This is a genomic window from Nocardioides sp. LML1-1-1.1 (assembly GCF_040676175.1).
Lineage (GTDB): Bacteria > Actinomycetota > Actinomycetes > Propionibacteriales > Nocardioidaceae > Nocardioides.
Genome location: NZ_JBEGHK010000005.1, coordinates 222850 through 248771, shown reverse-complemented (window position 1 = coordinate 248771; position 25922 = coordinate 222850). Strand labels below are relative to the sequence as shown.

21 protein-coding genes are annotated in these 25922 nt (G+C 72.9%); 8 read left to right on the top strand and 13 right to left on the bottom strand.

Annotated elements, in window-relative coordinates; all coding sequences use genetic code 11:
* Positions 1-2: 2 nt before the first annotated feature.
* Together coaE and MRBLML1_RS18455 are read right to left on the bottom strand one after the other, a co-directional pair.
* Positions 3-587: a dephospho-CoA kinase gene (gene coaE / locus MRBLML1_RS18460; RefSeq protein ID WP_364518688.1), complete on the bottom strand. Its 585-nt coding sequence runs from the start codon at positions 585-587 to the stop codon at positions 3-5.
* Complete coding sequence (locus MRBLML1_RS18455) at positions 584-1123, bottom strand: DUF937 domain-containing protein (protein WP_364518686.1); 540 nt, start codon at positions 1121-1123, stop codon at positions 584-586. The genes coaE and MRBLML1_RS18455 overlap by 4 nt, the downstream gene beginning before the upstream one ends.
* A 39-nt stretch (positions 1124-1162) precedes the next feature.
* On the opposite strand from MRBLML1_RS18455, the gene MRBLML1_RS18450 reads away from it, so the two are divergent.
* Positions 1163-2401 carry a class I adenylate-forming enzyme family protein gene (locus MRBLML1_RS18450; RefSeq protein WP_364518684.1) on the top strand — a complete coding sequence of 413 codons (1239 nt, stop codon included), beginning with the start codon at positions 1163-1165 and terminating at the stop codon, positions 2399-2401.
* Between the two features lie 10 nt (positions 2402-2411).
* Here MRBLML1_RS18450 and MRBLML1_RS18445 read toward each other — a convergent pair whose 3' ends face one another.
* Positions 2412-3260 carry a hypothetical protein gene (locus tag MRBLML1_RS18445; protein WP_364518682.1) on the bottom strand — a complete coding sequence of 283 codons (849 nt, stop codon included), beginning with the start codon at positions 3258-3260 and terminating at the stop codon, positions 2412-2414.
* 38 nt (positions 3261-3298) lie between these two features.
* Positions 3299-5650 carry an AAA family ATPase gene (locus MRBLML1_RS18440; RefSeq protein WP_364518679.1) on the bottom strand — a complete coding sequence of 784 codons (2352 nt, stop codon included), beginning with the start codon at positions 5648-5650 and terminating at the stop codon, positions 3299-3301.
* Positions 5651-5829: 179 nt separating this feature from the next.
* Between MRBLML1_RS18440 and MRBLML1_RS18435 the strand changes: the two genes are divergently transcribed.
* Together MRBLML1_RS18435 and MRBLML1_RS18430 are read left to right on the top strand one after the other, a co-directional pair.
* Entirely contained in the window at positions 5830-6057 is a 228-nt protein-coding gene (locus MRBLML1_RS18435) for a hypothetical protein (protein WP_364518677.1), read from the top strand.
* Positions 6050-6736 carry a GNAT family N-acetyltransferase gene (locus tag MRBLML1_RS18430; protein WP_364518675.1) on the top strand — a complete coding sequence of 229 codons (687 nt, stop codon included), beginning with the start codon at positions 6050-6052 and terminating at the stop codon, positions 6734-6736. The genes MRBLML1_RS18435 and MRBLML1_RS18430 overlap by 8 nt, the downstream gene beginning before the upstream one ends.
* On the opposite strand, the gene MRBLML1_RS18425 is transcribed toward MRBLML1_RS18430, so the two are convergent.
* The 4 genes from MRBLML1_RS18425 to rpsA form a co-directional block, all read right to left on the bottom strand.
* Complete coding sequence (locus MRBLML1_RS18425; RefSeq protein WP_364518673.1) at positions 6733-6990, bottom strand: DUF3253 domain-containing protein; 258 nt, start codon at positions 6988-6990, stop codon at positions 6733-6735. The two genes, MRBLML1_RS18430 and MRBLML1_RS18425, sit on opposite strands and share 4 nt — an antisense overlap.
* 1 nt (position 6991) lies before the next feature.
* Positions 6992-8782, bottom strand: coding sequence for a M1 family metallopeptidase (locus tag MRBLML1_RS18420; protein WP_364518671.1), 1791 nt, complete (start codon positions 8780-8782; stop codon positions 6992-6994).
* Positions 8783-8806: 24 nt separating this feature from the next.
* Positions 8807-9751, bottom strand: coding sequence for a helix-turn-helix domain-containing protein (locus tag MRBLML1_RS18415; protein ID WP_364518669.1), 945 nt, complete (start codon positions 9749-9751; stop codon positions 8807-8809).
* Between the two features lie 287 nt (positions 9752-10038).
* Entirely contained in the window at positions 10039-11517 is a 1479-nt protein-coding gene (rpsA, locus tag MRBLML1_RS18410; protein ID WP_364518667.1) for a 30S ribosomal protein S1, read from the bottom strand.
* Between the two features lie 149 nt (positions 11518-11666).
* Here rpsA and MRBLML1_RS18405 point away from each other — a divergent pair, with 149 nt between their 5' ends.
* Positions 11667-12485, top strand: coding sequence for a class I SAM-dependent methyltransferase (locus tag MRBLML1_RS18405; RefSeq protein WP_364518665.1), 819 nt, complete (start codon positions 11667-11669; stop codon positions 12483-12485).
* Positions 12486-12515: 30 nt separating this feature from the next.
* On the opposite strand, the gene MRBLML1_RS18400 is transcribed toward MRBLML1_RS18405, so the two are convergent.
* Together MRBLML1_RS18400 and MRBLML1_RS18395 are read right to left on the bottom strand one after the other, a co-directional pair.
* Positions 12516-12812, bottom strand: coding sequence for an SRPBCC family protein (locus MRBLML1_RS18400; protein ID WP_364518663.1), 297 nt, complete (start codon positions 12810-12812; stop codon positions 12516-12518).
* A 478-nt stretch (positions 12813-13290) separates the two neighbouring features.
* Positions 13291-14208, bottom strand: a complete 918-nt coding sequence (locus tag MRBLML1_RS18395; protein WP_364518661.1) for a DUF3068 domain-containing protein — start codon at positions 14206-14208, stop codon at positions 13291-13293.
* A 184-nt stretch (positions 14209-14392) separates the two neighbouring features.
* Between MRBLML1_RS18395 and MRBLML1_RS18390 the strand changes: the two genes are divergently transcribed.
* Together MRBLML1_RS18390 and MRBLML1_RS18385 are read left to right on the top strand one after the other, a co-directional pair.
* Positions 14393-16186, top strand: a complete 1794-nt coding sequence (locus MRBLML1_RS18390; RefSeq protein WP_364518659.1) for a hypothetical protein — start codon at positions 14393-14395, stop codon at positions 16184-16186.
* On the top strand, positions 16183-17391 hold the full coding sequence (locus tag MRBLML1_RS18385) for an acyltransferase family protein (protein ID WP_364518657.1): 1209 nt from the start codon (positions 16183-16185) through the stop codon (positions 17389-17391). The genes MRBLML1_RS18390 and MRBLML1_RS18385 overlap by 4 nt, the downstream gene beginning before the upstream one ends.
* Here the strand turns inward: MRBLML1_RS18385 and MRBLML1_RS18380 are convergent.
* Complete coding sequence (locus MRBLML1_RS18380; protein ID WP_364518655.1) at positions 17286-21401, bottom strand: alpha-(1->3)-arabinofuranosyltransferase domain-containing protein; 4116 nt, start codon at positions 21399-21401, stop codon at positions 17286-17288. The genes MRBLML1_RS18385 and MRBLML1_RS18380 overlap by 106 nt on opposite strands.
* Positions 21402-21469: 68 nt before the next feature.
* Here MRBLML1_RS18380 and MRBLML1_RS18375 point away from each other — a divergent pair, with 68 nt between their 5' ends.
* Entirely contained in the window at positions 21470-22642 is a 1173-nt protein-coding gene (locus MRBLML1_RS18375) for a glycosyltransferase family 4 protein (RefSeq protein WP_364518653.1), read from the top strand.
* 76 nt (positions 22643-22718) lie between these two features.
* Here the strand turns inward: MRBLML1_RS18375 and MRBLML1_RS18370 are convergent, their stop codons facing one another.
* Positions 22719-22859, bottom strand: a complete 141-nt coding sequence (locus MRBLML1_RS18370) for a hypothetical protein (protein ID WP_364518651.1) — start codon at positions 22857-22859, stop codon at positions 22719-22721.
* Positions 22860-22888: 29 nt separating this feature from the next.
* Positions 22889-24562: a hypothetical protein gene (locus MRBLML1_RS18365; RefSeq protein WP_364518649.1), complete on the bottom strand. Its 1674-nt coding sequence runs from the start codon at positions 24560-24562 to the stop codon at positions 22889-22891.
* A gap of 63 nt (positions 24563-24625) precedes the next feature.
* On the opposite strand from MRBLML1_RS18365, the gene MRBLML1_RS18360 reads away from it, so the two are divergent.
* A complete protein-coding gene (locus MRBLML1_RS18360) occupies positions 24626-25918 on the top strand; it encodes a lipopolysaccharide biosynthesis protein (RefSeq protein ID WP_364518647.1) in 1293 nt (430 codons plus the stop codon).
* Positions 25919-25922: the final 4 nt, after the last annotated feature.

Sequence of the window (25922 nt, the reverse complement as noted above, 5' to 3'; positions counted from 1 at the left end):
TTTCAGCCCGCCAGTCGCTCGAAGACCTCCGTCACACGCTGGCGGAGGTCTTCGCGCGTCCCGGTGTTGACGATGAGGTACGTCGCCACGGCCCGCCGGTCCTCGGCGCTCGCCTGGGCGGCGATCCGGGCCCGGCTCTCCTCCTCGGTCCAGCCACGGTCGCGCACCATCCGCTCCACCTGGACGTCCTCGGGCGCCTCGACGACGATCACCGCGTCGAACTCGCTCGCCCGCCCGGACTCGACCAGGAGCGGGATGTCGTGGACGACGATCCCGTCGGTGGGCGCGGAGGCCTCCAGCTCGGCGTACCGCTCGAAGACCAGGGGGTGCACGATCGCCTCCAGCCGGCGGCGCAGCGTCTCGTCGCCGAACACCAGGGTGCCCATCCTCGGGCGGTCCAGCTCACCGTCCGCGGTGAGGATCTCGGGCCCGAACGCCTCGACGACCGCGGCGAGGCCGGGGGTGCCCTTCGCGACCACCTCGCGAGCGAGCTGGTCGGCGTCGATGACGACGGCGCCGAGCTCACGCAGGACGGCGGAGACGGTGCTCTTGCCCGACGCGATGCCGCCGGTCAGGCCGACCCTCACCGGCGCCCGCCACCGAGCAGGCCGCCGAGGAGGTCACCCAGGATGTTGCCGCCACCGGAGCTCTTGCCGCCCTTGTCGCCGCCCAGCGCACCCTTGAGGACCTCCTGCAGGATCGTCGCGCCGATGCCGCCGCCCTTCGCGCCGATCTTGCCGGTGAGGTAGGACAGCACCAGCGGGGCGAGCAGCGCCAGCAGCTTGCGGGTCAGGTCGGGGCTCAGCCCGGCGGCCTGGGGCGCGCCGGCGAGCTGGTCGACCACCGCGTCGGTGTTGCCCCCGAAGACGTGGCCCACGATCTTCTCGCCGTCGCCGGTGTCGACCTGGCCCAGGTCGACCGTGCCCCGCAGCGGCGCGTGCTGGCCCAGGGCCTGCTCGATGGAGGAGGCGCCCGCATCGTCCTCGGCGTTGGCGGCGAGACCGTGCAGCAGGGCCGGGAGCGCCTGCGCGGAGGCCGCGCGGGCCTGGTCCGGGCTCACGCCGAGCTGGTCGGCGATCTGGTCGAACGGGAGCTGGGCGAGGAGGTCGTCGAGGTCGGACATGGGCGTGCCTTCCGGATGGGCCTGCGATGATGCCGCTCGATGAACGACGAGCACACCCTACGTCCCGGCGACCGGGTCGCCCTGCTGGTGCCCGGCTCCCTCGACTACCTCGATGCCGTCCACCGGCTGCTCACCGCGGGCGTCTTCCCGATCCCGCTCGACCCCCGGTTGACCGACTCCGAGCGCGAGCGGATCCTGGCCGGGCTGGCACCGACGGCCACGATCACCACCGAGACGGCGCTCGCCGGGCTGCGGGCCACGCTGCCGGCGCCGGGCCTGCCGCTCGGGCGGCCGATGCACTGCACGAGCGGCACGACCGGCGTACCGAAGGGGGTGTGGTCGGGCCTGCTCTCCCCCGCCGACGCCCGGGCGTTGTGGGACGAGGAGGGCGCGCTGTGGGGCTTCGCTCCCGACGACGTCAACCTGGTGCTCAGCCCGCTCTACCACTCGGCCCCGCTGCGCTTCGCGCTCGGCACCCTGCTCGCGGGCGGACGCGTCGTCGTCCCGGGACCGTTCGACCCGGCCGCCGTCACCGCCGCCATCGAGCGCGAGCGGCCGACCACGATGTTCTGCGTGCCGACCCACCTGCAGCGGCTCTTCGCGTGGTGGGACGAGCACGGTGCGCCGGACCTGTCCTGCTTCCGGCTCGTCGCCCACGCCGGCGCGCCCTGCCCGGTCGAGGTCAAGCACCGGCTGATGGCGGACTTCCCCGAGGGCTCGACGTGGGAGTTCTACGGCTCCACCGAGGGCCAGTTCACCGCCTGCCGCTCCGAGGAGTGGCTCGCGCGCCCCGGCACCGTCGGTCGCGCCCGGCCCGGACGCGCGATGTCCGCCGCCCCGGACGGGACGCTGTGGTGCACGGTCCCCGACTTCGCCCGCTTCACCTACTACGGCGCGCCGGAGAAGACCGCCGCCGCGTGGCGGGGCTCGGCGTTCACCGTCGGCGACCACGGCCGGATCGACGCCGACGGCTACGTCTACCTCGACGGACGGCGGGAGGACCTGATCATCAGCGGCGGCGTGAACGTCTACCCCACCGAGGTGGAGCAGGTCCTCGGCACCTGCCCCGGCGTCGTCGAGATCGCGGTGTACGGCGTGCCGGACCCGGAGTGGGGGCAGCGGGTCTGCGCCTCCGTCGTCGGGCCGGTGCCGGAGGAGGCGTTGGTCGCGTTCGCCAAGGAGCACCTGGCACCGCCGAAGCGCCCGAAGACCTGGACCTTCGTCGACACGCTGCCGCGGACGCTCACGGGGAAGGTGCTTCGCGGCGAGCTCGCCTGAGTTCGTCCGCTCAGATGCCGTCCGGGGCGTTCTGGGCAATCATCTGGCGCGCCATCTCCGAGTACGGCTGGTCAGGCTCGGCGAGCTCGTAGAGCGCGTTGATCTCATGAGCGACGAGGTCCCTCAGGGTCAGTTCGATGTGGTCGGCGAGACCGCCGGCCGCAATCAGATCGGCGAGCCCGGTGATGGTCACTAGGCGCTGCTCGATGAGGCGGGCGACGCCCAACCGCTCGAAGGCCAGCTCGGAGCGATTTAGGGCATAGACCCGTATCGACTCGCGGCCCTTCTCGCTGCCCGCGGTCGGGTGCACGGTGCCATCGCTCCGGAAAGTCAGGTGTGCCGCGGGGTCATCGCGCGTCGGGTCGAGGATCAGGGCATCGTCCTCGGCCGGATCGGGGACCTCACTGGTCGGAGGCTTCATCCGAACACCATCGCGGACCGGGAACTGGCTGCCCTTGCCCTGCAACTCGACGGCCTGGCTCACCCCGTCGGTCTGGGTACGGGGACGGTTGCAGTCGATGCACGACGGCAGGAGGTTCGACCAGGTAGAGGCGAGCCAGTGGTAGCCCTGAAGCCTGGTCTTTACGCCCGTGGCGTCGTACTCGAGGACCTCGCCTTTCGGACGCCAGTGCTCGACGTCCATCGGCTGGGTGCCGGAGTACCGCGACTCGCAGTAGGCGCACTTGCCACCGAACAGCTGATGCAGCGCGAGCTTCACGTCAGCGTTGGAGTAGACCTCGTAGGAGAAGGTGAAGTCGACCGGGTCCTTCCCGGACGCACAGTGCGCGGCATACTCCTCGAGGACGCGGTCGCGTTCGCTCTTTCCGGTGTGCTTGCCCCACGTGGCCCGCCGGGTCAACGACGCAGGCTCCTGAACCTGCCCTCGATCCACCCGGATCATCGGCCTTCGCCGTCCAGCCGCTGGCGGGCGACCACACTCCAGATGTCCGCGACCCTGGCCAAGGTGCTGCGGCGCTCGATAGCCCTGTCCTCCGATGACATCTCGACGCCACGGGCGAGGAACTGGTCGATCGCCTCGTAGACGAGCTGGTCCCGCGCGGTGTAGCCGAGGACGCCGTGGTGGGAGAGCTCGAGCCGCAGCCGCGCACGTTCGGCGGCCTCGTCGGGGTCGTCGCGACGGATCATGGCGTAGTAGCGCTGGAACTGCTCGTCCACCGACGGATCGATGGCTGTGTCGAGACCGAAGAACTCCGACGTGAGCAGTTGGTCGACCCTCAGGCGACTCGGCGACTGCTCGATCCGGTCGAACTCGGCACGCCAGCCCGGTGCCCGGATCGCGGACGACGGGCGGACGCCGATCACCTCGCCCGCGAAGAGGCCACGCAGGCAGAGCGGCTCGTGGGTGGTGACGATGAACTGAAGGGAGGGGAAGACCTCACGTAGCGTCCGCGTGATCCTCATCTTCCAACGTGGATGCAGGTGGGAGCCGAGCTCGTCGAGGAGGACGATGCCGCTGGCGTTCCTCATGTCGGAGAGTCCCTCGCCGGCACCATCCATGAGTGCGCAGGCCAGCGCGATCATCGAACGGTACCCATCACTCAACATCCGGAGGGGATGCTCGCCGACGTGGACCCTGCCGTCGACCCTTCGGATGAGTCGGCTCTGCGTGGGCAATCGAGGGTCGGTCAGCTCGTCATCTCGATCCAGAAGGCGCGCGAGCGTCACCGCGACCGCGTTGAACTGCGCGTCCGACAGATGCTCGGTCAGCCAGCGTTCCGCGTGGACGACCGGCGCCCGCGCGTCGTAGAGGTTCTCCAGGCGCACATGACTGTTGTGCGACGGGCTGTCATCGTCGGCCAGCCTCGTCGCGCCGAATCCGCGGATGAACGTCTGCATCCGGTGCGGGCGACCGACGTACCGGCCGCCGTTCCGGTCGAACTCCAATTTGACGACGATGCCGCCGGTGAACTCCACGGCCACGAAGCCCCGCTCCGTGCCGGTCCGGAGCAGATCGCTCCACCGCAGCCCACAGCGCTCGACCAGATCGCCCAACGAGTCACCCGCGAGCGCGAGCCCGATGGCCTTGAGCACCGAGCTCTTGCCGACTCCGTTCTCCCCCAAGAACATCGCCCACGGCCTGCCCTCCACCAGGCGATCGGAGGTGGCGGAACTCGCTGCCGGACGTGCTGGATCAGCCTCGGCCGCCCGGGTCGGGATGTCGATCTCGAGATCCGCGATTGCTTGGAAGTTGGAGATCGCGACACGAGTGATCCCCGCGGTGCGTGGAATCACGATGACGTCTGGTTGCGACGGCACCGCGCTCGCTTCCGACGCCGGACTCACCGATCGCGGCCGGTGCCGTGCCGCAATGGCGGCACGTTCGAGGATGTGGTGCAGTCGGCCCTCCGTGACCGGCAATGCACGGAGGACCTCCTCGAAGACCGACGGTCGGTGCTCCATCTCGTCGGCCGCGAGGAGCGGCACCAGCTCGGGTGCAAGCAGCGTCGCCGCATCCCCGAGCGTGGCGGGACGGCCACGCAGGATCCGCTGGGCCAGGACCTGACGGATCGCCCCGACGTGGGGCAAGGACGGATCGACCGCCTCTTCGGTCACGCGACCGAAGGCGCGGTGTGATGCGACTGCCCGATCGATGGCGATCAGGCGTGATTCGACGAGCGAGGGCGAGTTGAGGTCGAGGAGCTCGATCGTGCCCTGCCCGTGAAGCGCGCTCCATGCCAGCCAGGGCGACCAGTCATCCGACCACGGTGAGACTCGGCCGTCGGCGCCGAAGCGGAGGTGCAGCAGGGGTTGGTCGCGACACGGGTCGAGGAGCAACCCGCGATCCAGGTGTCGATCAGGCCGGGCGACAGGAAGTTCGCCGCGCCCGTCAGGCGGAGTAGCACGTGGACCGACGACCGGGAAGTTGTTGCGCTTGAGCGCTGCCACCTCCTCACTCGCGACGTACCAGTTCCCGTGCCACATCGCCGTCCACCAGTAGTGGTCGGCCTCGATGTCGCGCACGGGATCGTAGGCGTCGGCCTCCGGCCGGTGCAGCTCCAGGCGGGGCTCGATCGGAACCTCGGTGTAGGCACACTTGCCCTGGAAGGTCCGGTACGCATGGTCGACCACGCTGTCGTAGAACGGCCCGAGCGCGTCCCCCAGACTGAGGACTTCCTGCGAGGAGCGAACGCCACCTTCGGCGCGGAACCGTTCGTAGTCGTAGCGCCGGAAGAGGAAGTCGCTGTCCTGAGTGAAGGCCGGCCGCGCCCGGCGCCTGACCTTTCTCATCCCATGCCCTCGCGGCGGTTCGCGATCCGGGGCGTCGTTGGAGTGCTCATCCCATCCCTGAAGTCGGCGTGTCCTTTCCCAGCAAAGACTGACACAGCCAGCGGGCGATCATTGTCGGTTGTGCCAGAATGCGTGGCGCCGTGTCCGCGCGCTCGCCGACGGCCAGGCACAATGGCGTCGTGGCCGCCCCCACCCGCACCCAGCACTGGTTCCGCCAACGGCCGGTCGTGGCCGGCCGGCTGATGGTGCCCGTGGTGCTGGGCGCCGGCGGACTCGCGGCCCCCGTCGCCGACGCCCTCGACCTGCCGTGGGCTCTGTGGATGGTGCTGCTCGCGCTCTTCCTGGTCGCCGGCGTCGCGCTCAGCCGGCTGCTGGTCGGGCTCCTGATGGGACCGGACGTTGAGTGACACCGACGCCGGCCTGGACCATCCCGTCCACGCGGCGCTGACCTCCCGGCACGCGGGCCTCGCGCGGAGCAAGGGCCGTGCGCTGTCGTACGACGCGCAGGTCGCGACCTTCTCCGCCCTCCCGCCCGAGCCGGAGCCCGAGGACTGGACCGACCTGGCGGCGCTGCTCGGGCCGGGCGCGTTCGCCGACCTGTTCAGCTCCCCGCACGAGCCGCCCGCCGGCTGGGAGCAGGTCTTCACCCTCGACGGTCTCCAGCTGGTGCTCGACGTGCTCCCACCGCGTGCGGACCTCGACGTCGTCCCGCTCGGCGCGGGCGACTCCCCCGCGATGCGCGCCCTCGTCGAGCGCACCCGGCCCGGGCCGTTCTGGGAACGCACCCACGAGATGGGCCGGTACGTCGGCGTCCGCGACGGGGACCGACTGGTCGCGATGGCCGGCGAGCGGCTCCGGCCGCCGGGCGCGACCGAGATCAGCGCGGTCTGCACGGCACCCGAGGCGCGCGGGCGCGGCCTGGCCGCGGCGCTGGTCACCGACGCCGCGCACGCGATCGCCGAGCGCGGCGAGCAGCCGTTCCTGCACGTGGCGGCGAGCAACACCGGCGCGATCGCGCTCTACGAGCGGCTCGGCTTCCGGGTCCGGCGGGCCGTGGTCTTCCGCGGCTACCGCACGCCCGGCTAGTCCGTGACCCGGCGGATCCGGATCGGTCCGCGGGCGGTCGCCGGGTCGACCACCTCGCCGCCCTGGGTCACCTCGACGATCCCGTCGGCGACCAGGCCGCGGGTGGCCGCGCGCACCGGCTCCATCAGGGGCCGCCACGCGCCGTCGCCGGCCGCGGCGCGCGCCGCGTCGGAGGGGCAGATGGTCGCGCCGGGGAGGCGCTGGTCGAGCAGGTCGAGGATGACCCGCGCCAGCTCCGCCTCGGTCGCGGCCACGTCAGGGACGCCCGACGATCCGGTCCACGACGCCCTGCGACACCGGGTGGTACGTCGGCCGGGCGGTCGCGTAGATCTCCCGGGCCCGGGCCAGGCCCTGCTCGGAGGAGGCCAGCGCCTCGTAGACGCGGCGGACGTAGAGCGCCCGTCCGTGGCGGGTGAGGAAGTCCGCGAGCCCCTCGTCGACGGTGGGGGTGGTGAAGACGTAGCCCGAGCGGGCGACCAGCTCCAGCCAGGCGGTGGCGATCTCGAGGTTGCCGCTCGCGGTGAACCCGAAGGCCGTGTCGACCGCCGCCAGCACGTCGTAGGAGATGTCCACGGGCAGCGCACGGACGAAGTGCACCCACTGCTGGCTCACCCAGCCGGTGGTGTCGAGCGCGTCCGGGGCGGAGCCGGCGAGCAGCGCGGCGACCTGGGCGTCTACGCGGTCGAAGGCGTCGGAGGCGAACTCCGGCGCGTTGCCGGGCACGCCGGGCCCGTGCACCCAGGCCTCGACCTGGAGCTCCTCGGCGGTGACGCCGGCGGGCTCGAGGAGCTCGCTCGTCAGGTGCGCGAGGAAGGTGGCGGTGTCCATCGACTCGAAGGCGAAGCGGTCGAAGTAGTCACGCAGGAAGGCGTCGAAGCGCTCCCGGCCGACCGCGGCCTCGATCGTGCGCAGGAAGAGCGAGCCCTTCTCGTAGGGGATCTTGGCCGGCCCGTCCTCGGGGTCGCGCTCGGCCAGGTCGAGCTCCAGCCAGGTGTCGCGGGGCGCCTCGTCGGCGACCGCGCGGGCCAGCTCCTGGCGGCCCAGGCGCAGCAGCATGCTGGCGTACGGCGCGCCGTAGAGCTCCTCGTCGATGCGGGTCTCGAAGTAGACCGTGAAGCCCTCGTTGAGCCAGATGTCGTTCCACGTCGAGTTGGTGACCAGGTTGCCGGACCACGAGTGCGCCAGCTCGTGCGCGATCAGGGTGACCAGCGACCGGTCGCCGGCCAGCACGGTCGGTGTGGCGAAGGTGAGCCGCGGGTTCTCCATGCCGCCGTAGGGGAAGCTCGGCGGGAGCACGAGGATGTCGTAGCGCCCCCAGCGGTAGGGCCCGTAGCGCCGCTCGGCGGCCTCGATCATCCGCTCGGTGTCGGCGAACTCCCACGCGGCGCCCTCGACCACCGACGGCTCGGCGTAGACCCCGCTGCGCTCGCCGATCGCCCGGAACTCCAGGTCGCCGACCGCCAGCGCGATGAGGTACGCCGGCACGGGCTGCGGCATCGTGAACCGGTAGCGGCCGTCGGCGGAGCGTTCGGTGGGGTTCTCCGCGCTCATCACGGCGAGCAGCTCCGCGGGGACCTGCACCGCGGCGTCGTAGGTGACCCGGACGGCGGGGCTGTCCTGGCAGGGGATCCAGGTGCGGGCCAGGATCGGCTGCGACTGGGTGAACAGGAAGGCCTTGCCGGAGGCGGTCTGCGCGGGCTCCAGCCACTGCAGGGCGCGCGCCTCGGGGCTGGTCGCGTAGTGCACGACCACCTGGTCCGTCGTACCGACCTCGATGCGCAGGGCGCTCCCGAGCACCGGGTCCTCCTCGCCGAGGGTGAACGGCAGCGCCGAGCCGTCGCCCGCGGTGACCTGCTCGACGCTCAGCCGCCACGTGTCGAGCACGAGGACGCTCGCGGTCGGGTCGCGGTGCTCGAGGTCGAGGCGCGCGCTGCCGACCAGGCGGCGGGCGTCGAGGTCGACGCTCAGGTCGAGGGCGACGTGGCGCACGACGACCTCGTTGGGGCGGGCGTGCGAGTGCGGGTCAGGGGTGTAGGGCCGGGACACCCGACCAAACCTAGTCGGCGAGGCTCAGCAGGCGAACTGGCGGCGGTAGTTCTGCGGGCTCACCCCGCGCACGCGCACGAAGTGGTGGCGCAGGGTGGCGGCGTTGCCGAAGCCCACCGCGCCCGCGATCCGCTCGACCGGCTGGTCGGTGCGCTCCAGCAGCTCCTCCGCGGCGGCGACCCGCTGCCGGGTGATCCAGGTGTGCGGCGTCGTACCGACCTCGTCGCGGAAGCGGCGGGCGAACGTGCGGGGGGACATCAGCGCGCGCTGCGCGAGCGCCTCGACACCGTGGTCCTCGGCGAGGTTCTCCACGATCCAGGTGAGCAGCGGGGCGAGGGTGTCGGCGTCGCAGTCGGGGACCGCGCGGGCGATGTACTGCGCCTGCCCGCCGTCGCGGTACGGCGGCACGACGGCCCGCCGGGCCACCACGTTGGCGACGGCGGCGCCGTGCTCCTGGCGCCAGATGTGCAGCGCGGCGTCCATCCCGGCGGCGCTGCCGGCACTGGTGACGACCTGGCCGGCGTCGACGTAGAGGACCTCGGGGACGACCTTCGCCGCGGGGAACATCCGCTGCAGGCGCTCGGTGTGCATCCAGTGCGTGGTGCACTCCCGGCCGTCGAGCAGCCCGGCCTGACCGAGGATGAACGAGCCGCTGCAGACCGACATCAGCCGGGCCCCGCGGTCGTACGCCGCGCGGATGGCCTCGATCACCGCCGGCGAGGCGTCGACCTCCTTGATCGCGGGGATGCCGATCAGGTCGGCCTCGGCGAGCCGGTCCAGGCCGTGCTCGGCCTGAAGGGTGAATCCCATCGAGGAGCGCATCGGGCGGTCGTCCTCGGCGCACACCGCGAAGTCGATGGGCGGCACCCCGTCCTCGGTGCGGTCGAGACCGAAGGCCTCGCAGAGGATGCCGAGCTCGAAGGGGGCGACGCCCTCGAAGGCGAGGACGGCGACGTTGGTCAGGCTCACCGGGACAGCCTCGCACCGCGATGGCAGGAAATCAACGGAGTCCGGCTTTTCTGCCACTGGTGGCAGGATCCGCACGAGAGCATGATTTCTGCCATGACCACCGCACTCCTCCTGCTCCTGCTGATCGCGGTCCTCGGCGCGCTCGTCGCCTGGACCCGCCACGACGGCTTCGCCGCCCGACGTCGCGCCGCCTGGTTCGACTGACCCGCTCCCCCGCTCCCGAAAAGCCCGAAGGCCCCGACCGTGCGGTCGGGGCCTTCGTGCTGTGCTGCTGGCTGATCAGGTGATCAGTTGCCGCCGGTCAGCTTCTCGCGGAGCGCCTGCAGCGCCTCGTCGGAAGCGAGCGAGCCACCACCCGTGGTGTCCTCGGCCGGAGCGGAGGAGTACGAGTTGGCCTCGCCGGCCTCGATCTCGGCCTGCTTGGCCTCGGCCTGCTGCTTGACGTGCGCCTCCCAGCGGGCGTGCGCCTTGGCGTACTGGTCCTCCCAGACCGCACGCTGCTCGTCGAAGCCCTCGAGCCACTCGCCGGTCTCCGGGTCGAAGCCCTCGGGGTAGACGTAGTTGCCCTGCTCGTCGTACGTCGCCGGCATGCCGTAGAGCGTGGGGTCGAACTCCTCCACGTCGGCCGCGGTGGCCGTCTCGTTGGCCTGCTTGAGCGACAGCGAGATCCGGCGCCGCTCGAGGTCGATGTCGATGATCTTGACCATGACGTCGTCGTTGACCTGGACGACCTGCTCGGGGATCTCCACGTGGCGCTCGGCCAGCTCGGAGATGTGCACCAAGCCCTCGATGCCCTCCTCGACCCGCACGAACGAGCCGAAGGGAACGAGCTTGGTGACCTTGCCGGGCACGATCTGACCGATCTGGTGGGTCCGCGCGAAGTGCTGCCACGGGTCCTCCTGCGTCGCCTTCAGCGACAGGGAGACACGCTCGCGGTCCATGTCCACGTCGAGGACCTCGACGGTGACCTCGTCACCGACGGTGACGACCTCGGACGGGTGGTCGATGTGCTTCCAGGACAGCTCCGAGACGTGGACGAGACCGTCGACGCCGCCGAGGTCCACGAACGCACCGAAGTTGACGATCGAGGACACGACGCCCTTGCGGATCTGGCCCTTCTGGAGCTGGGTGAGGAAGCCGTGGCGCACCTCGGACTGGGTCTGCTCGAGCCAGGCGCGGCGCGAGAGGACCACGTTGTTGCGGTTCTTGTCGAGCTCGATGATCTTCGCCTCGAGCGTCTGGCCGACGTAGGGCTGCAGGTCGCGGACCCGGCGCATCTCGACGAGCGACGCCGGGAGGAAGCCCCGGAGGCCGATGTCGATGATGAGGCCGCCCTTGACGACCTCGATGACGGTGCCCTCGACGACGCCGTCGGCCTCCTTGATCTCCTCGATCGTGCCCCAGGCGCGCTCGTACTGCGCGCGCTTCTTGGACAGGATCAGGCGACCCTCCTTGTCCTCCTTCTGGAGGACGAGAGCCTCGACCTTGTCGCCCACCTGGACGACCTCGGACGGGTCGACGTCGTGCTTGATCGACAGCTCGCGCGAGGGGATGACGCCCTCGGTCTTGTAGCCGATGTCGAGCAGGACCTCGTCACGGTCCACCTTGACGATGGTGCCGTCGACGATGTCGCCGTCGTTGAAGTACTTGATGGTCTGGTCGATGGCGGCCAGGAAGTCCGCCTCGGAGCCGATGTCGTTGATCGCGACCTGGGGCGCGTTGTCGTCGTAGTGGCTCGAGAGCGGGGTCGAGAGGGTGCTGGTCATAGAGAAGGACAGTCCTTGGATGGGCAGATGTAGAGGGGCCGCGCCGCCCCGGATGGGCGCACGGGTCAGCGACCTGTCAGGACGCAGACATGCCAGGGTACCTGTCCCGGTGCTCACGGGTCCAACTCGCGGCACTACGCTCGGGGACCGTGCAGGAATGGCCGCAGCGCCCGGTCACGGCCCACCGCCGTGACGCCGACGAGACCGAGTCCCGCGGTGCCAACGGCGCCGACTGGGACCGGTACGCCGACGAGTACCAGGCCACCCACGGCGAGTTCCTCGGTGACGTCGGTTTCCTGTGGGGACCCGAGGGGCTGACCGAGGCCACCGCCGGGATCCTCGGGCCGCTCGCGGACCGCGACGTGCTGGAGGTCGGCTCCGGCGCCGGGCAGTGCTCGCGGTGGATCCGCAGCCAGGGCGGACGCTCCTTCGGCCTCGACCTCTCCCACCGCCAGCTGCAGCACTCGCGCCGTATCGACGAGATGACCGGTGTCGTCGTCCCCAGCGTCCGGGGCACCGCGACCCACCTGCCCTTCGCCGACGACTCCTTCGACGTCGTGTTCTCCTCCTTCGGCGCGCTGCAGTTCGTCGCCGACATCGAGCGCGCGGTCGCCGAGACCGCCCGGGTGCTGCGCCCCGGCGGCCGGTTCGCCTTCTCGATCACCCACCCGACACGGTGGATGTTCCCCGACGACCCGACCGAGGCCGGGCTGACCGCGTCGCAGTCCTATTGGGACCGCACGCCGTACGTCGAGGTAGACGACGAGACCGGCACCACGTCGTACGTCGAGCACCACCGCACCCTCGGCGATTGGGTCGCGCTCCTCGCCGGCCACGACTTCCGCCTCACCACGCTGCTCGAGCCGCAGTGGCCGGCCGACCACGAGCGGCTCTGGGGCGGCTGGTCGCGGGTGCGCGGCGTGCTCACGCCCGGCACGGCGATCTTCGGCGCCGACCTGGCCGGCTGAACCGGCGACGGGCCGACCCGGCGGCCGGGCTCAGCCCTCGAGGGTCGTGCGCAGCCAGGCGTTGCGCTGCTCGACCAACCGCTGCAGGTAGCGCGCCAGCACGGCGGCGTCGACGGCACGGCCGAGCCTGCCCAGCGGCGAGCGGAAGCTGATCACGTCGCTCATCAGCGTCCCCCCGGCCACCAGCGGCTCGAAGAGGTGCTCGTGGTGCCAGTGGCCGAAGGGGCCGCGGACCTGCTCGTCGACGAAGCGGTGCGGGGCGTCGTACGCCGTGATGGCGACCGTCATCCGGAACGGCAGCCCGAAGTGGGTGGCCCGCCAGGTCACCGTCTCGCCGAGCGCGAGACGCCCCGACGTCCGGCCGGCGACCGCCCTCTCCCCCGAGTCGCCCAGCGACGCGGTGGGGCCTCGACGGTGAGGGACAACGCGAAGCACTCCGCCGGCGGCGCGGCGATGCGCGTGCGGAGGAGCAGGTCGGGCACCGCCCGATCCTAGGCGCCACCCACGGCGAGTCCCTTGTAACTACGTGTTCAGACCTCCACCAGGGTGGTCTACCACCCTGGTAGTAGCCACAACGCCCGGGTAGATGCCGCGCACGCCGTCGCCGTGCCGGCGGACCGTGGACGGCGACCCGCAGCTGGCGCCGTGAGCGCGGTGGCCCATCTACCCGGGTGTTCGTGTATCTACCAGGGTGGTAGACCACCCTGGTAGATACACGAACACGTAGTTACAAGGGCGGCGAGGCGCGAAAACGAGGCCGGCCCCGCAAGGGGCTCGCGGGGCCGGGGTCTCGGGTGCTGCAGGGTCAGGCGCTGACCAGCGGCCGATCAGCGTCCTCGCGCTTGCGCGCACCGGACTGACGGCGGGCCAGCAGGAGGCCGGCGGCGACGAGGACGACGCCACCGATCAACCCGACGAGCGGGACCACCGTGGTGATCAGCGTCAGGCTGCGGCCGTTGCTCTTGGCGTCGGCGACGTTGTTCTTGACCTGGTCGTCGGTGAACCCGATCTTCAGGTCGAGCACCTGGGTGCCGTCGGTGAGCCAGCGCTGCTGCTCCTCGGTCTGGTTGATGATCGAACCGGTGGCCGGGTCGACGTAGATCTCCTTGAGGTCGCTGTAGGTGCCGGCGATGTCGTTGCCCATGTCGATCGCCGCCTCGGAGACCTCGACCCGGAAGACGTAGGTCTCGTGGCCGCGCACCTTCTCGACGCGGTCGAACTTCGCGTCGACGCCCTGGCCGGTCGTGCCGTCCCAGTAGGTGTAGTCCTTCTTCTTCGTGTCGAAGGGGAACTTGTTGACGATGCCCTCGGTGGTGATGCCACCGGCCGTGACGACGTCCTTCGGCAGGTCCTTGGCCGGCAGGCCCTCGGCGCTGACCCGGTCGGTGCCGAAGATGTCGGAGCTCGCGGTGACGACCTCATCCTTGGGGACGATCACCGTGTTGGGGTCGTCCTTGGCGAAGCAGTGGCCGCCGGTCCCGAACGCCACGCAGGAGTTCTGGTTCCACACCGCCGTGTCGTCGGTGGACTCCTCGGAGTCGACGCGGGTGACGTTCTCGGCGTAGATCGGCTTGGTGACCATCTCCCCCGCGGCGTCGATCTTGGCCGCCTCACCGGTCAGCAGCGTCGTCGTGTTGACGTCCAGCGGGGTCTTCTTGACGGCCCCAGGGGCCCAGACCATCGCGAGGATGCCGGCGATCAGCAGGAATGCTCCGATTCCCACCAGTGCCGGCGCAAAAGATTTGCGCATAGCGGTTTTCCCCTCCCAAGGAAACCGGCCACCCCTCCCTCAGCGTGACCTTGTCCGCATTATGGCACGCGTCACACCTGTTCGCCGACTCTTCACCAACACGTCGCCGAACCCCGCGCGTGCGTCCCCACCCCACGACGCGTGCGATAGTCCTGCCGTGCCGACCCCGACCAGCCCCGCGCCGCACCGGCGGTACGTCGCCGTGGCCCTCGCGATGGTCGCGGCGCACGTCGCGTTCCGGGCCTGGGTGGTGCTCGGGGCGTGGTTCTACGTCGACGACTACCGGCTCGTCGACGAGGCCGGCACGGCGTCGCTGGCCGACCGCCTCCTCGCGCCGTACGACGCGCAGCTGATGCCCTGGGGCCGGCTGCTCGCCTGGGTCGGCGCCCAGCCGGAGACGCTGAGCTGGCCGCTGCTCGCGCTGACCTCGCTGCTCACCGCCACCGTCGCAGCCCTGGCCTGCCTGTGGTGCCTGGTCACCCTCTTCGGCTGGCGGCGGCGGACCCTCGCCGTGCTCGCGCTGTACCTGACGACGGCGATGACCGTGCCGGCTTACGTGTGGTGGGCCGCGGCGCTCAACCAGGTCCCGCTGCAGGCGGTGTTCTTCGTCGCGGTCGCGGCGTGGGTGCGCTACCTGCGCGGCGAGGGCCGGCGCTGGCTGGCGGTGGTGGCGCTCTCACTGGCGTTCGGGCTGTGCTGCTACGTCAAGGCACTGCTGGTGTTCCCGACCCTGGCGTTCGTCGCGGTGGCCTTCTTCGCGACCGGTGGCCCGGTGCGGCGGGTGGTCACGATCGTGCGCCGGCACTGGCCGGTCGTCGTGGTGGCGGTCGCCGGCGGCGCGGGCTACCTCGCCTACTACCTCGCGAACGTCCCGCAGATCTCCGACAGCGGCGCCCCCGAAGCCGCCGGTGACCTGGCCCAGGAGATGGTCGGCTCGACCTTCGCCTCCGGTCTGCTGGGCGGGCCGTGGCGCTGGGACGAGCAGATCGCACCGGTCGCCCAGGCGGACCCGCCCCAGGCGTTGGTCACCCTGTGCTGGGTCGTCGTCGCGCTGGTCGTCGGCTACCTGGCGCTGCGCCGCGAGCGCACCTTGCGTGCCTGGCTCTTCCTGACGGCGTACGTCGGCGCGGACTACCTCCTGCTGCTCACCACCCGCGCCCAGGTGGTCGGCGCGATCAGCGGCAACGAGTACCGCTACCTGACCGACGCGATGTGCGCCGTCGTCCTCGCGCTGGGGCTGGCCACGATGGAGCTGCGCGGCGCCGAGGAGTCCAGCCGCGAACGCGACGAGCCGTTGCTGACCCGGCGGATCGGCACGGTGCCGGTGGCGGTCGCGCTGCTCGTGGTGTGCGCGGGCGGGGTGTGGAGCACGGCGTCGTACGCCCGGGTCTGGCACGACCGCAACCCGGGCAAGGAGTTCTTCACGACCGCCCTCGCCGACCTCGAGGGCCAGGACCGGGTGGACCTCGCCAACCAGATGCTCTCGCAGCGGGTCACCGGCGCGCTCGACCCGGTCTACGGCAGCTCGCGCGGGACGCTGCCGCTGCTGAGCGAGGCCGCCCGCTTCCCCGACGTCAGCGACGACCTGCACGTGCTCGCCCCGGACGGCTCCGTCGTGCCCGCCTCCGTCGACCCGACGACGACCACCACGCCGGGCCCGCTCGCCGGGTGCGGCTGGTCGCTGCCGAAGGAGCACACCCTCCCGCTGGAGGCGCGCACCTTCGAGCGTGACTGGTGGCTGCGCGTGGACTACCTGGCCTCGGCGGACTCGGGGCTCAGCGTCACGGCCGGGGACACGACCCGGGTCGCGAACCTGCGGCGCGGCCTCCACCAGGTCTACGTCAGGGTGGACGGGACGTTCGACGAGATCGAGGTCGGCGGCACCGACGACGGCGTCACGGTCTGCATCGACCGGGTCGTCGTCGGCACGGTGCAGGAGGAGGGACAGTGAGCGAGCAGGGCCAGGTCGAGGTGGCGCCACGCTTCCCGGTGCTCGACGCGCTCCGCGCGGTCGGCGCGCTGGCGGTGCTGACGACCCACGTCGGCTTCTACGCCGGGCTCTACGACGGGCACGGCACCTGGGGGCACCTGCTCGCCCGGCTCGACGTCGGCGTGGCGCTCTTCTTCGTGCTCTCCGGCTTCCTGCTCTCCCGCCCCTACCTGGCCCGTGCCGCCCTCGGCTGCCCCCACCCCGCGACCGGTCACTACCTGTGGAAGCGCTTCTTGCGGATCTTCCCGGTCTACGTCGTCGCGGTGGTCCTCGCACTGCTCCTGCTCGACGAGAACGCCGGCCTTGGGCTCCGCGACTGGCTGGTCACCCTCGTGCTCGGCAACACCTTCGTCGACCCGCTGCCACCGGCCGGCCTGAGCCAGATGTGGAGCCTGGGCGTGGAGGTGACCTTCTACCTCGTGCTGCCGCTGCTCATGCTCGCCGCGACCGGGCGGGGACCGGGCCTGAGCCCGCGCCGGGTGGTCGCCGTGCTGGTCGCGATGACCGCGGTCTCCGTGTGGTGGCACCTCGACGGCGCCGGCCGCGCCGACGGCTGGAGCGACGGCCCGGCGCTGCAGTGGCTGCCGGCGTACCTGGGCTGGTTCGCGGTGGGCATCGCCCTGGCCCTGGCCCACGTGGTGCAGCAGACCGCCTGCCCGTCGCGGCTGGCGGAGCGGGTGCTCGCGCTCGGCCGTGAGCCGGGCGTGTGCTGGACGCTCGTGGCCGCCCTCATGCTCGCCGCGACGACCCCGTTGGCGGGGCCGGTGGAGCTGGCGCCGCCGACGGCCGGTGAGTCCCTGACCAAGAGCCTGCTGTACGCCGCCGTGGGCGGCCTGGTCGTGCTCACCGGGCTCTCCGCCGACCCGGCCTCCCGCTTCGGCAAGGTGCTCGGCAGCGCGCCGGCGCGACACCTGGGACTGACGTCGTACAGCCTGTTCTGCCTGCACCTGCTGCTGCTCGACCTGATCGCCCCGGCGCTCGGGTTCGAGCTGTTCGGCGGCCACTTCTGGACGCTGTGGCTGCTCACGGTCGCCGCCTCGCTGGCGGCCGCGGAGGTGGCCTACCGCTTGGTCGAGCGGCCGGCGATGCGGCTGAAGCGCACCTTCCCGCTGCGCGAGGCGAGGGCCGCGACCGGCAGTGCGACGAGCGGCACCAGCGACAGGTAGCCCACCCAGGCGAGGTTGCCGGCCCAGCCGTCCGGGCTCGCCCACGGCCGGAGGGCGTAGGCCAGTCCGGCCACCAGGACCGGCGCGGCCAGCAGCCACGGCAGCGGCTCCTCCAGGCGCGGCACTCGCCGGGCGGCGAGCGTCCCCACGACGACGACCACCCCGAGCACCAGGCCGAGCGTGCCGGCGCTGAGGGCCGCGACCGCCAACGCCACCGGGACACCGAGGAACGGCGGCAGAGCGCGGTCGCCGACCGGGTCCGCGTCGTCGGTGCCCCGCATCCGGACCAGCGCGCCGAGCAGCACGAGCACCAGCAGCAGGCCGGCCAGCAGGCCCGCGCGGTAGGCCGTGTCCGGGGCGAAGCGCACCTCGACCGGGTCGTCACCGGCGCTGACGAAGGCCTGCTGCCAGCCGTCGAGAACGACCGGGTCGAGCGTCGTGCCGCCCTGCTCGGCGGCCCAGCCGCGGTTGGCGCTCTCGCGAAGGACCGCGGTCTCGCCGTCGGCGCTGCCGGTGAGCGTACGACGGACCGAGCCGTCGGCGGCGAGGTCCGCTCCCCGCACCGCGGGCTCGCCCGGGTCGTCGGTGGCGGTGAGCACCACCGTGCCGGGCACGAAGGCGTCCGTGGGCTCCGCGGTGACGTCGGTGCGGCCCCTGCTGAGGTCGACGGTCGCCTCGCCGCACACGGTGGCGGGCACCGCGGCACCGGTCGCGAGACGGGCGGGCGAGGCGGTGACCGCGGTGCGCAGCCGCCGCTCCCCCACGATGACGTCGGGGCCGGAGCCGCACGGCAGCGCGACCGCGGCGGTGGGCAGCGTGGCCGGCAGGTAGGGCACGCCCGTCAGCGTGACCTCCCCGATCCCGACCGGTACGTCGGCGAAGGTCCCCCCACGCCGCAGGTCGCTCACGTCGTCCTCGGCCGCCACCACGCCGACCTCGACCCGCTCGGCCCGCACCGGCGCGAACCTGGCACTGCCGTCGTCGTCGAGGTCGACCCGGCGCTGGGTGCTCGCCGCGCCGTTCCAGAAGGTCAGCACCACCTCGGTCGGCCGGCGGGCGGCGGTGCCGTCGGCCAGGTCCAGGTCGATGCCGCGGACGGTGCGCACACCCAGCCAGGACAGCGAGACCGTGGGCCGCTCGTCGTCAGTCGCGGCGAGCCACGCGGTGGTGCCGTCGCCGTCGACGGCGGCGGTCGCGCCGGCCCGCGGGTCGGCCACGGCGGTCGAGGAGACCTGCGCCGACGCGGCCTGGCCGCGCAGCAGCAGCGCGTCGAGGGCGGCACCCGGGCGGGGCACGGCGGTGACCGAGACGTCGTAGGCCCGGTCGCCGGGGAGCGCGAACGAGCGGCGCAGGGTGGTGCCGTCCTCGCCGGTGCGCGCGGTGCCGGAGGCGCAGCGCGCGGTGCCGGCCACGACCACGCACCCGGTCCGGCCGTCGCGGTCGGCACGCAGGGCGACCACGTCCGGACTGCCCCAGGACGTCGGCAGCGCGGGCAGGTCGAGCACCCGGCGCACGGAGACGCCCGGCACCTCGACGTCGGCGAGCGCCAGCACGGTCCCCGGGGCGGGGTCGACGGCCTCCACCCGGACCCAGGTGGTCGTGCCGTCGGCGGGGACGGTGACCTGGCGGCTGCCACCGGGGCTCAGCTCGACGGCCGCGGACGCACCGGCCGCGGTCACCACCCGCAAACCCTGGGTGCCCGCGTCGGCCGCGGCGGTGATCCCGACCCGGGTCACCCGCTGGGCGCCGTCGAGCCCGACGCGCCACCAGGGCGCGGGATCCGCCGGGCCCGAGGCCCATGCGGTGGTCGCGTCGTCGTCGACCGCGGCGTACGGCAGCCGGCCGCGGTCGCTGCCGCCGAGCGCGTCCGCGTCGGACGCCGAGGAGGAGGCGGAGAGCGTGGCGGCGCCCTCCAGCCGTGCCGTCGTCGACCAGCGGTCGTCGTCGTTCGCGCCGAGGGTGAGGTCGCGGACCGGCCCGGAGGTGCGTCGTACTTCGCCCGGCGTGAGGGTCGCCGAGGATCCGTCGTGCATCCGGGCGAACTGCCGCTCGCGGGCCCGCAGCCCGTCGGTCAGCACCACCCGCCGCGGTCGGACGGCGTCGTCGGCCGGGTCGGCGTCGGCGGCGAGCCGGACCGGCGCGGGTCCCAGCACGCCCGCGTCGACCAGGTCGGCGAGGTCCTCGGGACCGGCGGCGACCAGGCTCGGGTCCGTCGTGGTGACCGCGTCGTCGACGCCGGGGACGGTGAACACCTCCACCGCCGGGTACGACGCCTGACGGCCTCCGTCGCGCACGGTGCGCCGACCGCCGTCGTCCTCCCAGGCCGAGCCACCGACGTCCGGCCCGAAGGTCGCGACCCGCTCCAGCCCGGGCGACTGCGCGATCGCCTGGTGCACGAGCGCGGGGTCCGGCACGTCGTCACTGGCCCGCAGGTCGTTGCGCACGACGAGCTGCTCGACGCCCGCACGGCGCAGCGCCGCGGTGAGACCGGTCGAGCCGTGCCCCTCCGCGAACCGCCGCTCCAGGCCCTCCAGCATCCGGATCTGCCCCGGCTCGGCGAGGATCCCCGCGTTGCGCACGCCCCAGCGCGAGCCCGCCAGCCACTGCATCGGCTCGTCCTGCGGGTCGCCCCACAGGTACTCCGCGAACGCCGAGCCGGGCACCAGCAGCGTCGTGCCGCCCCGGGAGCGGGCGGCCACGTCGTCGGCAGCCTGCCGCCAGTAGTCCGGCACACCCAGCATCGCGCCGCCCGCCTCCGCGCGACCGGCGACCGCGGGCGTCGCGGCGCCGACCACACCGAGCACCACCGCGCCGACGAGGATGCCAGCGTTGAGCCGCTCGCGGTCGGCCCGGCGCCACGCCGCGACGGCGCGGTCGAGCACCACGGCCAGCCCGAGCACCAGCGGCACCCGCAGCACGGGGTCGAACTTGTGCACGTTGCGCAGCGGCGCCAGCACCCCGTCGAGCTGCGCGGCGACGTCGCCGGCGAACCAGCCCTGCACCGCGCCGTGGTGGCCCGCGGTGACCAGCACGACGCCGGAGAGCAGGCCCAGCACGAGGAACGTGCGGTGCGGCGTACGACGGTCCAGGAGCCCCACCAGCCCGACGACCACCACGACGGCGGTGTTGACGGCGAGCCAGGAGGTGCGGATCAGCTCGTTGCCGGCACGCGAGCCGGCGTCGACGTACGGGACCCAGTGGGAGGTGCCGCGCAGGGTGTCGAAGAGCGTCGTCGGGAAGGTGGTGATCGCGCTGGTCTCGGTGAAGTCGAGGAACGGCGGGCTGTAGGCACCCATCACCAGCAGCGGCACGATCCACCACAGCGTGGCCAGGGCCGCGAACACCGGCCACCACAGCATCAGCGCACGCCGTCGCGGGCCGGGCGTGCGGGTCAGGATCCACACCACCGCGAGCGGTACGACGGCGAAGGACGCCGCCGCGTTGACGCCGCCGACCATCGCCACGGCCAGCCCGGACAGCGCGGCCGACCGGCGCGGCGAGCCGCGCTCGGCGCCGGCCACCAGCGGCAGCAGCACCCACGGCGCGAGCGCGCTGGGCCACACCTCGATCGAGATCGGGCCGAGCGAGGTGAGCAGCCGCGGCGAGAGCGCGTAGGCGAAGCCGGCGACCAGGCAGGCGAGGTCGGAGCGGACACCGAACGCGCGGGCGAGCTTCGCCGTACCGGCCATCGCGACGCACAGCACGAGCGCCTGCCACAGCCGCTGCACCACCCAGCCGGGCAGGCCGATCGTGTGCAGCAGCCAGAAGAACGGGCCCATCGGCCACAGGTAGCCGTGCGCCTGGTTCTGCACCTGGCCGAAGCCGCCCTGGGCGTCCCACACGTGCAGCGCGCGCGCCAGCCAGTCCGCGGGCGCGGCGACGAGGTCGAACTTGGTGTCCGGCACGAGCAGGCCGGGGTCCTGGACCAGGGCCAGGCCGACGAGCAGCGCACAGCAGGCGACCAGCCGGGAACGGCGGACCGCGGGCAGTGCTGGGGACCCGGCGCTCACTCGCCCTCGCGGGCCGTGTTCTCGCGAAGTCCCAGCACGCGGCGACCCTACAGGTAGCATGTCCTGCTATGGAGGTTTGGGAGGACCTCCAGGGGAGGGACGTCGTCTGCCTCAGCTGGCGCGATATGCGCAATCCTGAGGGTGGCGGTGCGGAGCTTTACCTGGAGAAGGTCACAGCAGGACTGGTCGCTCGTGGAGCGCGGGTCACGGTGTTCACCGCTGCCTACGAGGGCGCGCCGGCGGACGAGGTCGTCGACGGGGTGCGCTACGTGCGCCGCGGCACCAAGCTCACGGTCTACCTCGAGGGCATGCGCGCACTGCGGCGCGGCGACCTCGGCGACCCCGACGTGGTGGTCGACGTGCAGAACGGCCTGCCGTTCTTCACCCGGCTGGTCACCCGCAAGCCGGTGGTGGTGCTCGTGCACCACGTCCACCGCGAGCAGTGGCCGGTCGTCTACCCCGGTCTGACCGGGCGCGTCGGCTGGTGGCTGGAGAGCCGGCTCGCGCCGTGGCTCTACCGCCGCAGCCGCTACGTCGCGGTCTCCGAGGCCACCCGTGGCGAGCTCGCCGAGCTGGGGGTCGACCCCGCGCGGGTCACCGTGGTGCACAACGGCACCGAGCCCGCGCCGCTCACCGCGCCGGGCAAGGCCGAGGCGCCGACCGTCGCGGTGGTGGGCCGGCTGGTGCCCCACAAGCAGGTCGAGCACGCGATCGACGCCGTGCTCGCGGCGCGGCTGGTCCACCCGGACCTGACCCTCGAGGTCGTCGGCGACGGCTGGTGGCGCGATGAGCTGCACGCCTACGCCGCCGCGCGCGGGGCGGGCGACGCGGTCCGCTTCCTCGGCCACGTCGACGAGGACGCCAAGCACGAGGCCTACGAGCGCGCCTGGCTGCTGCTCCTGCCCTCCCTCAAGGAGGGCTGGGGCCTGGTCATCGGCGAGGCCGGCATGCACAGCACGCCGGCGATCGCCTACCGCTCGGCCGGCGGCACCCGTGAGTCGATCGACGACGGCGTGTCCGGCGTGCTGGTCGACGACAAGGTCGGCTTCACCGCCGCCCTGATGGACCTGCTCGGTGACGAGCGCCAGCGCCGCGAGCTCGGCAAGGAGGCGCTGTCGATGAGCTACGCCTACTCCTGGGACCGCGCCCAGGCGGCCTTCGCCGCGGTGGTCGGCGAGGCCGCCGGTCGCCGCCGGTTCCGGCTGCTGCCGCAGCGCGGGGAGAAGGCCCTGACCCGCTGACCGCGGTCTGGAAAAGCACGGACGCCCGGGAGCATCGCTCCCGGGCGTCTGACGTTCGTCCGCGTCGCGGAACGGCTCAGTTGGAGCCGTAGTTGATCCCGACGTCGCTGACGCTGACCGGCGACTTGTCCGGCGTCTGCGTCTGCGTCTGGACGACACCGACGATCGTGGCTGCGGCGACCGCGCCACCGACGATGATGCTGACGATGGTTCCCATCATTCCCCTCCCTCAAGGTTGGGGACAGCCTAGCAGCGCCGCCGCCTCCGCACGGTGTTCCGGACGACCCCGGCCAAGCCCGTGACCAGAACCGAGACGTACGCCGCCCACCCCAGCCCGGTCGCCAGCGTGCTCCCCCAGCCCGCGGCGCTCACCGTGGGCTCGCCGTCGAGGGTGAGCACGGTGAGCCCGCCGGTGCCGGCGAGCGGCGTCCCCGCGATCTCGGGCACCTCGGTGGCGCCCGGCGCCTCGCCGTCGACGACGACGGCGCCGATGCCCGCGGCGAGCAGCCGCTCGGCACGCGCCTGCGGCGTCGGAGCCGCCAGCGCCTCGGCCGCGGCAGCCACCCGCGGGTCCTCCCCTGCGACCGGCCGGCCGGAGACGACGAGGACGTCGCTGGCGACGTAGGGATGGGCGAGGTAGCGCCCGAGCGGGTCGAAGACGGTGCGCCCGTGGTTCCACACCGGCTGCCGGAACGCCGTGAGCGGCAGCACCAGCAGGTCGCCCTCGACGTCGGCACCGGCCAGGGCGGTGCGGGCCTGGCGCCACGAGTCCGGGTACGTCGCCGGGTCGATCCGCCCGCCCACGCCCAACGCGGCGTCGGGCAGCAGCGCGACCGGCAGCAGGAGCGCGACGAGCAGCGCCGCCGCGGCCGCGACCCGGGCGCGCGCGGCGAGCTCGGCGAGGCCGTGGCCGACCAGGACGGCGAGCAGCGGCGCGCACAGCCCGAGCACCCGGCCGCCGTCGCGCAGGACCCCGAGACCGGGGACGGTCTCGCCGAGCCAGCCCACCGCGCCCGGGGCCACCCAGGTCGCGCTCGCGAGCACCCAGCCGACGGCCCAGCACACCAGCAGGTCGCGGTGCTCGTCGTCGCGCCACCAGCGGCGGGCACCCGCCACGCACAGGGCGCCCAGGGCGACAAGGGTGACCCAGCCGAGCGCGCCGGTGCGCGAGTCCGGCACGACCTCGGCGTTCCAGATGCCGCCGAGGGTGAGCGCCGCGAGCGGACCGGGCACCGGGCCCTCGTCGTGCAGGGCGAAGGCGTGCGCGCCGGCCGGGTCGGTCGTCGCCGTCGAGGCGTGCGCGAGGCCCGCGACCAGCCAGGGCGCGTTCGCGGCGGCGAGCAGCAGGACCAGCAGCCGCCGGCGACCGCTCCCCCGGGCAGAGGCGACCAGCGCGACCGCGGTGACCAGGCCCGCCGAGGCGGACAGGCTGGCGAACGGCAGCGCCACGAGCAGCGGCATCGGCAGCCGCCCGTCGGCGCGCCAGCGACGCCCGAGCAGCAGCACCCAGGGCAGCAGGGCGTAGCCGACCAGCACCGGCCAGTGCCCGACCAGCAGCCGCTCGACGACGAAGGCGTTCCACTCGAAGATGCCGGCGGCGGCCACCCGGGCGAGGGCCGGGCCGCGGACGAGCCGCGCGGCGCCGTACCCGGCGAGGACGAGCAGGCCCAGCAGGACGACCTTCTGCAGGAGGATCCCGGGGACCAGCTCGTCGAGCACCGCGACGACCGCGTCCGAGGGCACCGCGCGCGGCAGCCCGGTGCCGAGGCCGAGCACGTCACGGTGCAGCGCGAGGTCCGGCACCCAGACCATGTCGTAGGTCAGCACCGGGCCGTCGCCCAGCGCCGGGCCGAGCAGCACGACGGCCAGCACGACGCACCACAGCGCGATCCAGCGCTCGCCGCGTGTGACCACCTGCACCCCGTCCCTCTCCTCGTCGTGCCGGGTCTCATCATTGCGTCCGGCCCGCATAGGCTCGGGGACGTGGTGCCCACGAATCCCGAGTCCCGGACCCTCACCGCGTCCGGCACCCCCGGTCGCAGCACGAGCCGGGTGCTCGACCTGCTGCGCAGCACAGCCGGCATCGCCATCGCGATGGCCGCCACGAACGTCGGCACCTACGCCTTCCAGATGGTCGCGGCGCGGCTGCTCGGCCCCAGCCAGTACGGCGAGGTCGCCAGCCTCATGGCGCTGCTCATGGTGCTCACCGTGGTCCAGCTCGGGCTCCAGGCCACCGCTGCCCGCCGGATCTCCGCCGAGCCCGACGACGTGGCCGCCATCGAGGAGACCGTGCTGCGCACGACCTGGGGCAGCGCGCTGATCCTCGGCGCGATCACCCTCGCCGCCACCCCCGCCGTGTGGCACCTGCTGCGCCTCGACGGCCCCCTGCCGGCGATCCTGCTGGCCCTGTGCGTCGTGCCCACCACGATCATGGGCGGCCAGGCCGGCGTGCTGCAGGGCGAGCGGCGCTGGCTCCAGCTCAGCCTGGTCTACCTCGCCGTCGGCGTGCCGCGGGTGGTGCTCGGCGGCGCCTTCCTGCTCGTGTGGGACACCGAGACCAGCGCGATGCTCGGCGTGCTGATCGCGTCCTGCCTGCCCGTCGCCATCGGTCACTGGGCGCTGCGCCAGCGCGCCAGCGGCCCGGACCAGTCGCACGACCACCACGTGCGTCGCGACGTGATCCGCGAGACGGCCGGCAGCTCGGTCGCCCTGCTCGCCTTCCTCGCCCTCTCCAACCTCGACGTCGTCGTCGCCCGCAGCGTCCTCGACGAGCACGACGCCGGGCTGTACGCCGGCGGGCTCATCGTCACCAAGGCGGTGCTCTTCCTGCCGCAGTTCGCCGTGGTGATCCTGTTCCCGTCGATGTCCACCGCGGGCGAGAGCCGCGCGGCGGTCCTCAAGGGCCTCGGCTTCCTGGCCGGCCTCGGTGCGGCCTGCGCCGCGGCGACGTACGTGCTCTCGGGGCTGGCGCTGGTCTTCATCGGCGGCCAGGACTACGCCGCCGTGCAGGACCAGCTCTGGCTCTTCGCGGTCCTCGGCGGCCTGCTCTCGGTCCTCCAGCTGCTCGTCTACGCCGGTCTCGCCAAGCGCGGGCGCGCCACCAAGTACCTCATCGCCACCGGCGTCGTGGTCCTCGTCGTCGCCGGCGCGCAGGCCGAGAGCGTGCGCGGGCTCGCGGTGACGGTCGCGGCCGTCGACGCCTTCGTGGTGGCGCTGCTGATCGCGCTGCAGATGTTCCGGCACAAGCGGGAGGCCGTGCCGCAGCCGGCCGCCTGACCGG

Coding starts and splice junctions, on each gene's coding strand:
- MRBLML1_RS18455 (WP_364518686.1), bottom strand. CDS start 1,123: ATGTCCGACCTCGACGACCTCCTCGCCCAGCTCCCGTTCGACCAGATC.
- MRBLML1_RS18450 (WP_364518684.1), top strand. CDS start 1,163: ATGAACGACGAGCACACCCTACGTCCCGGCGACCGGGTCGCCCTGCTG.
- MRBLML1_RS18440 (WP_364518679.1), bottom strand. CDS start 5,650: ATGAGAAAGGTCAGGCGCCGGGCGCGGCCGGCCTTCACTCAGGACAGC.
- rpsA (WP_364518667.1), bottom strand. CDS start 11,517: ATGACCAGCACCCTCTCGACCCCGCTCTCGAGCCACTACGACGACAAC.
- MRBLML1_RS18375 (WP_364518653.1), top strand. CDS start 21,470: ATGGAGGTTTGGGAGGACCTCCAGGGGAGGGACGTCGTCTGCCTCAGC.
- MRBLML1_RS18370 (WP_364518651.1), bottom strand. CDS start 22,859: ATGGGAACCATCGTCAGCATCATCGTCGGTGGCGCGGTCGCCGCAGCC.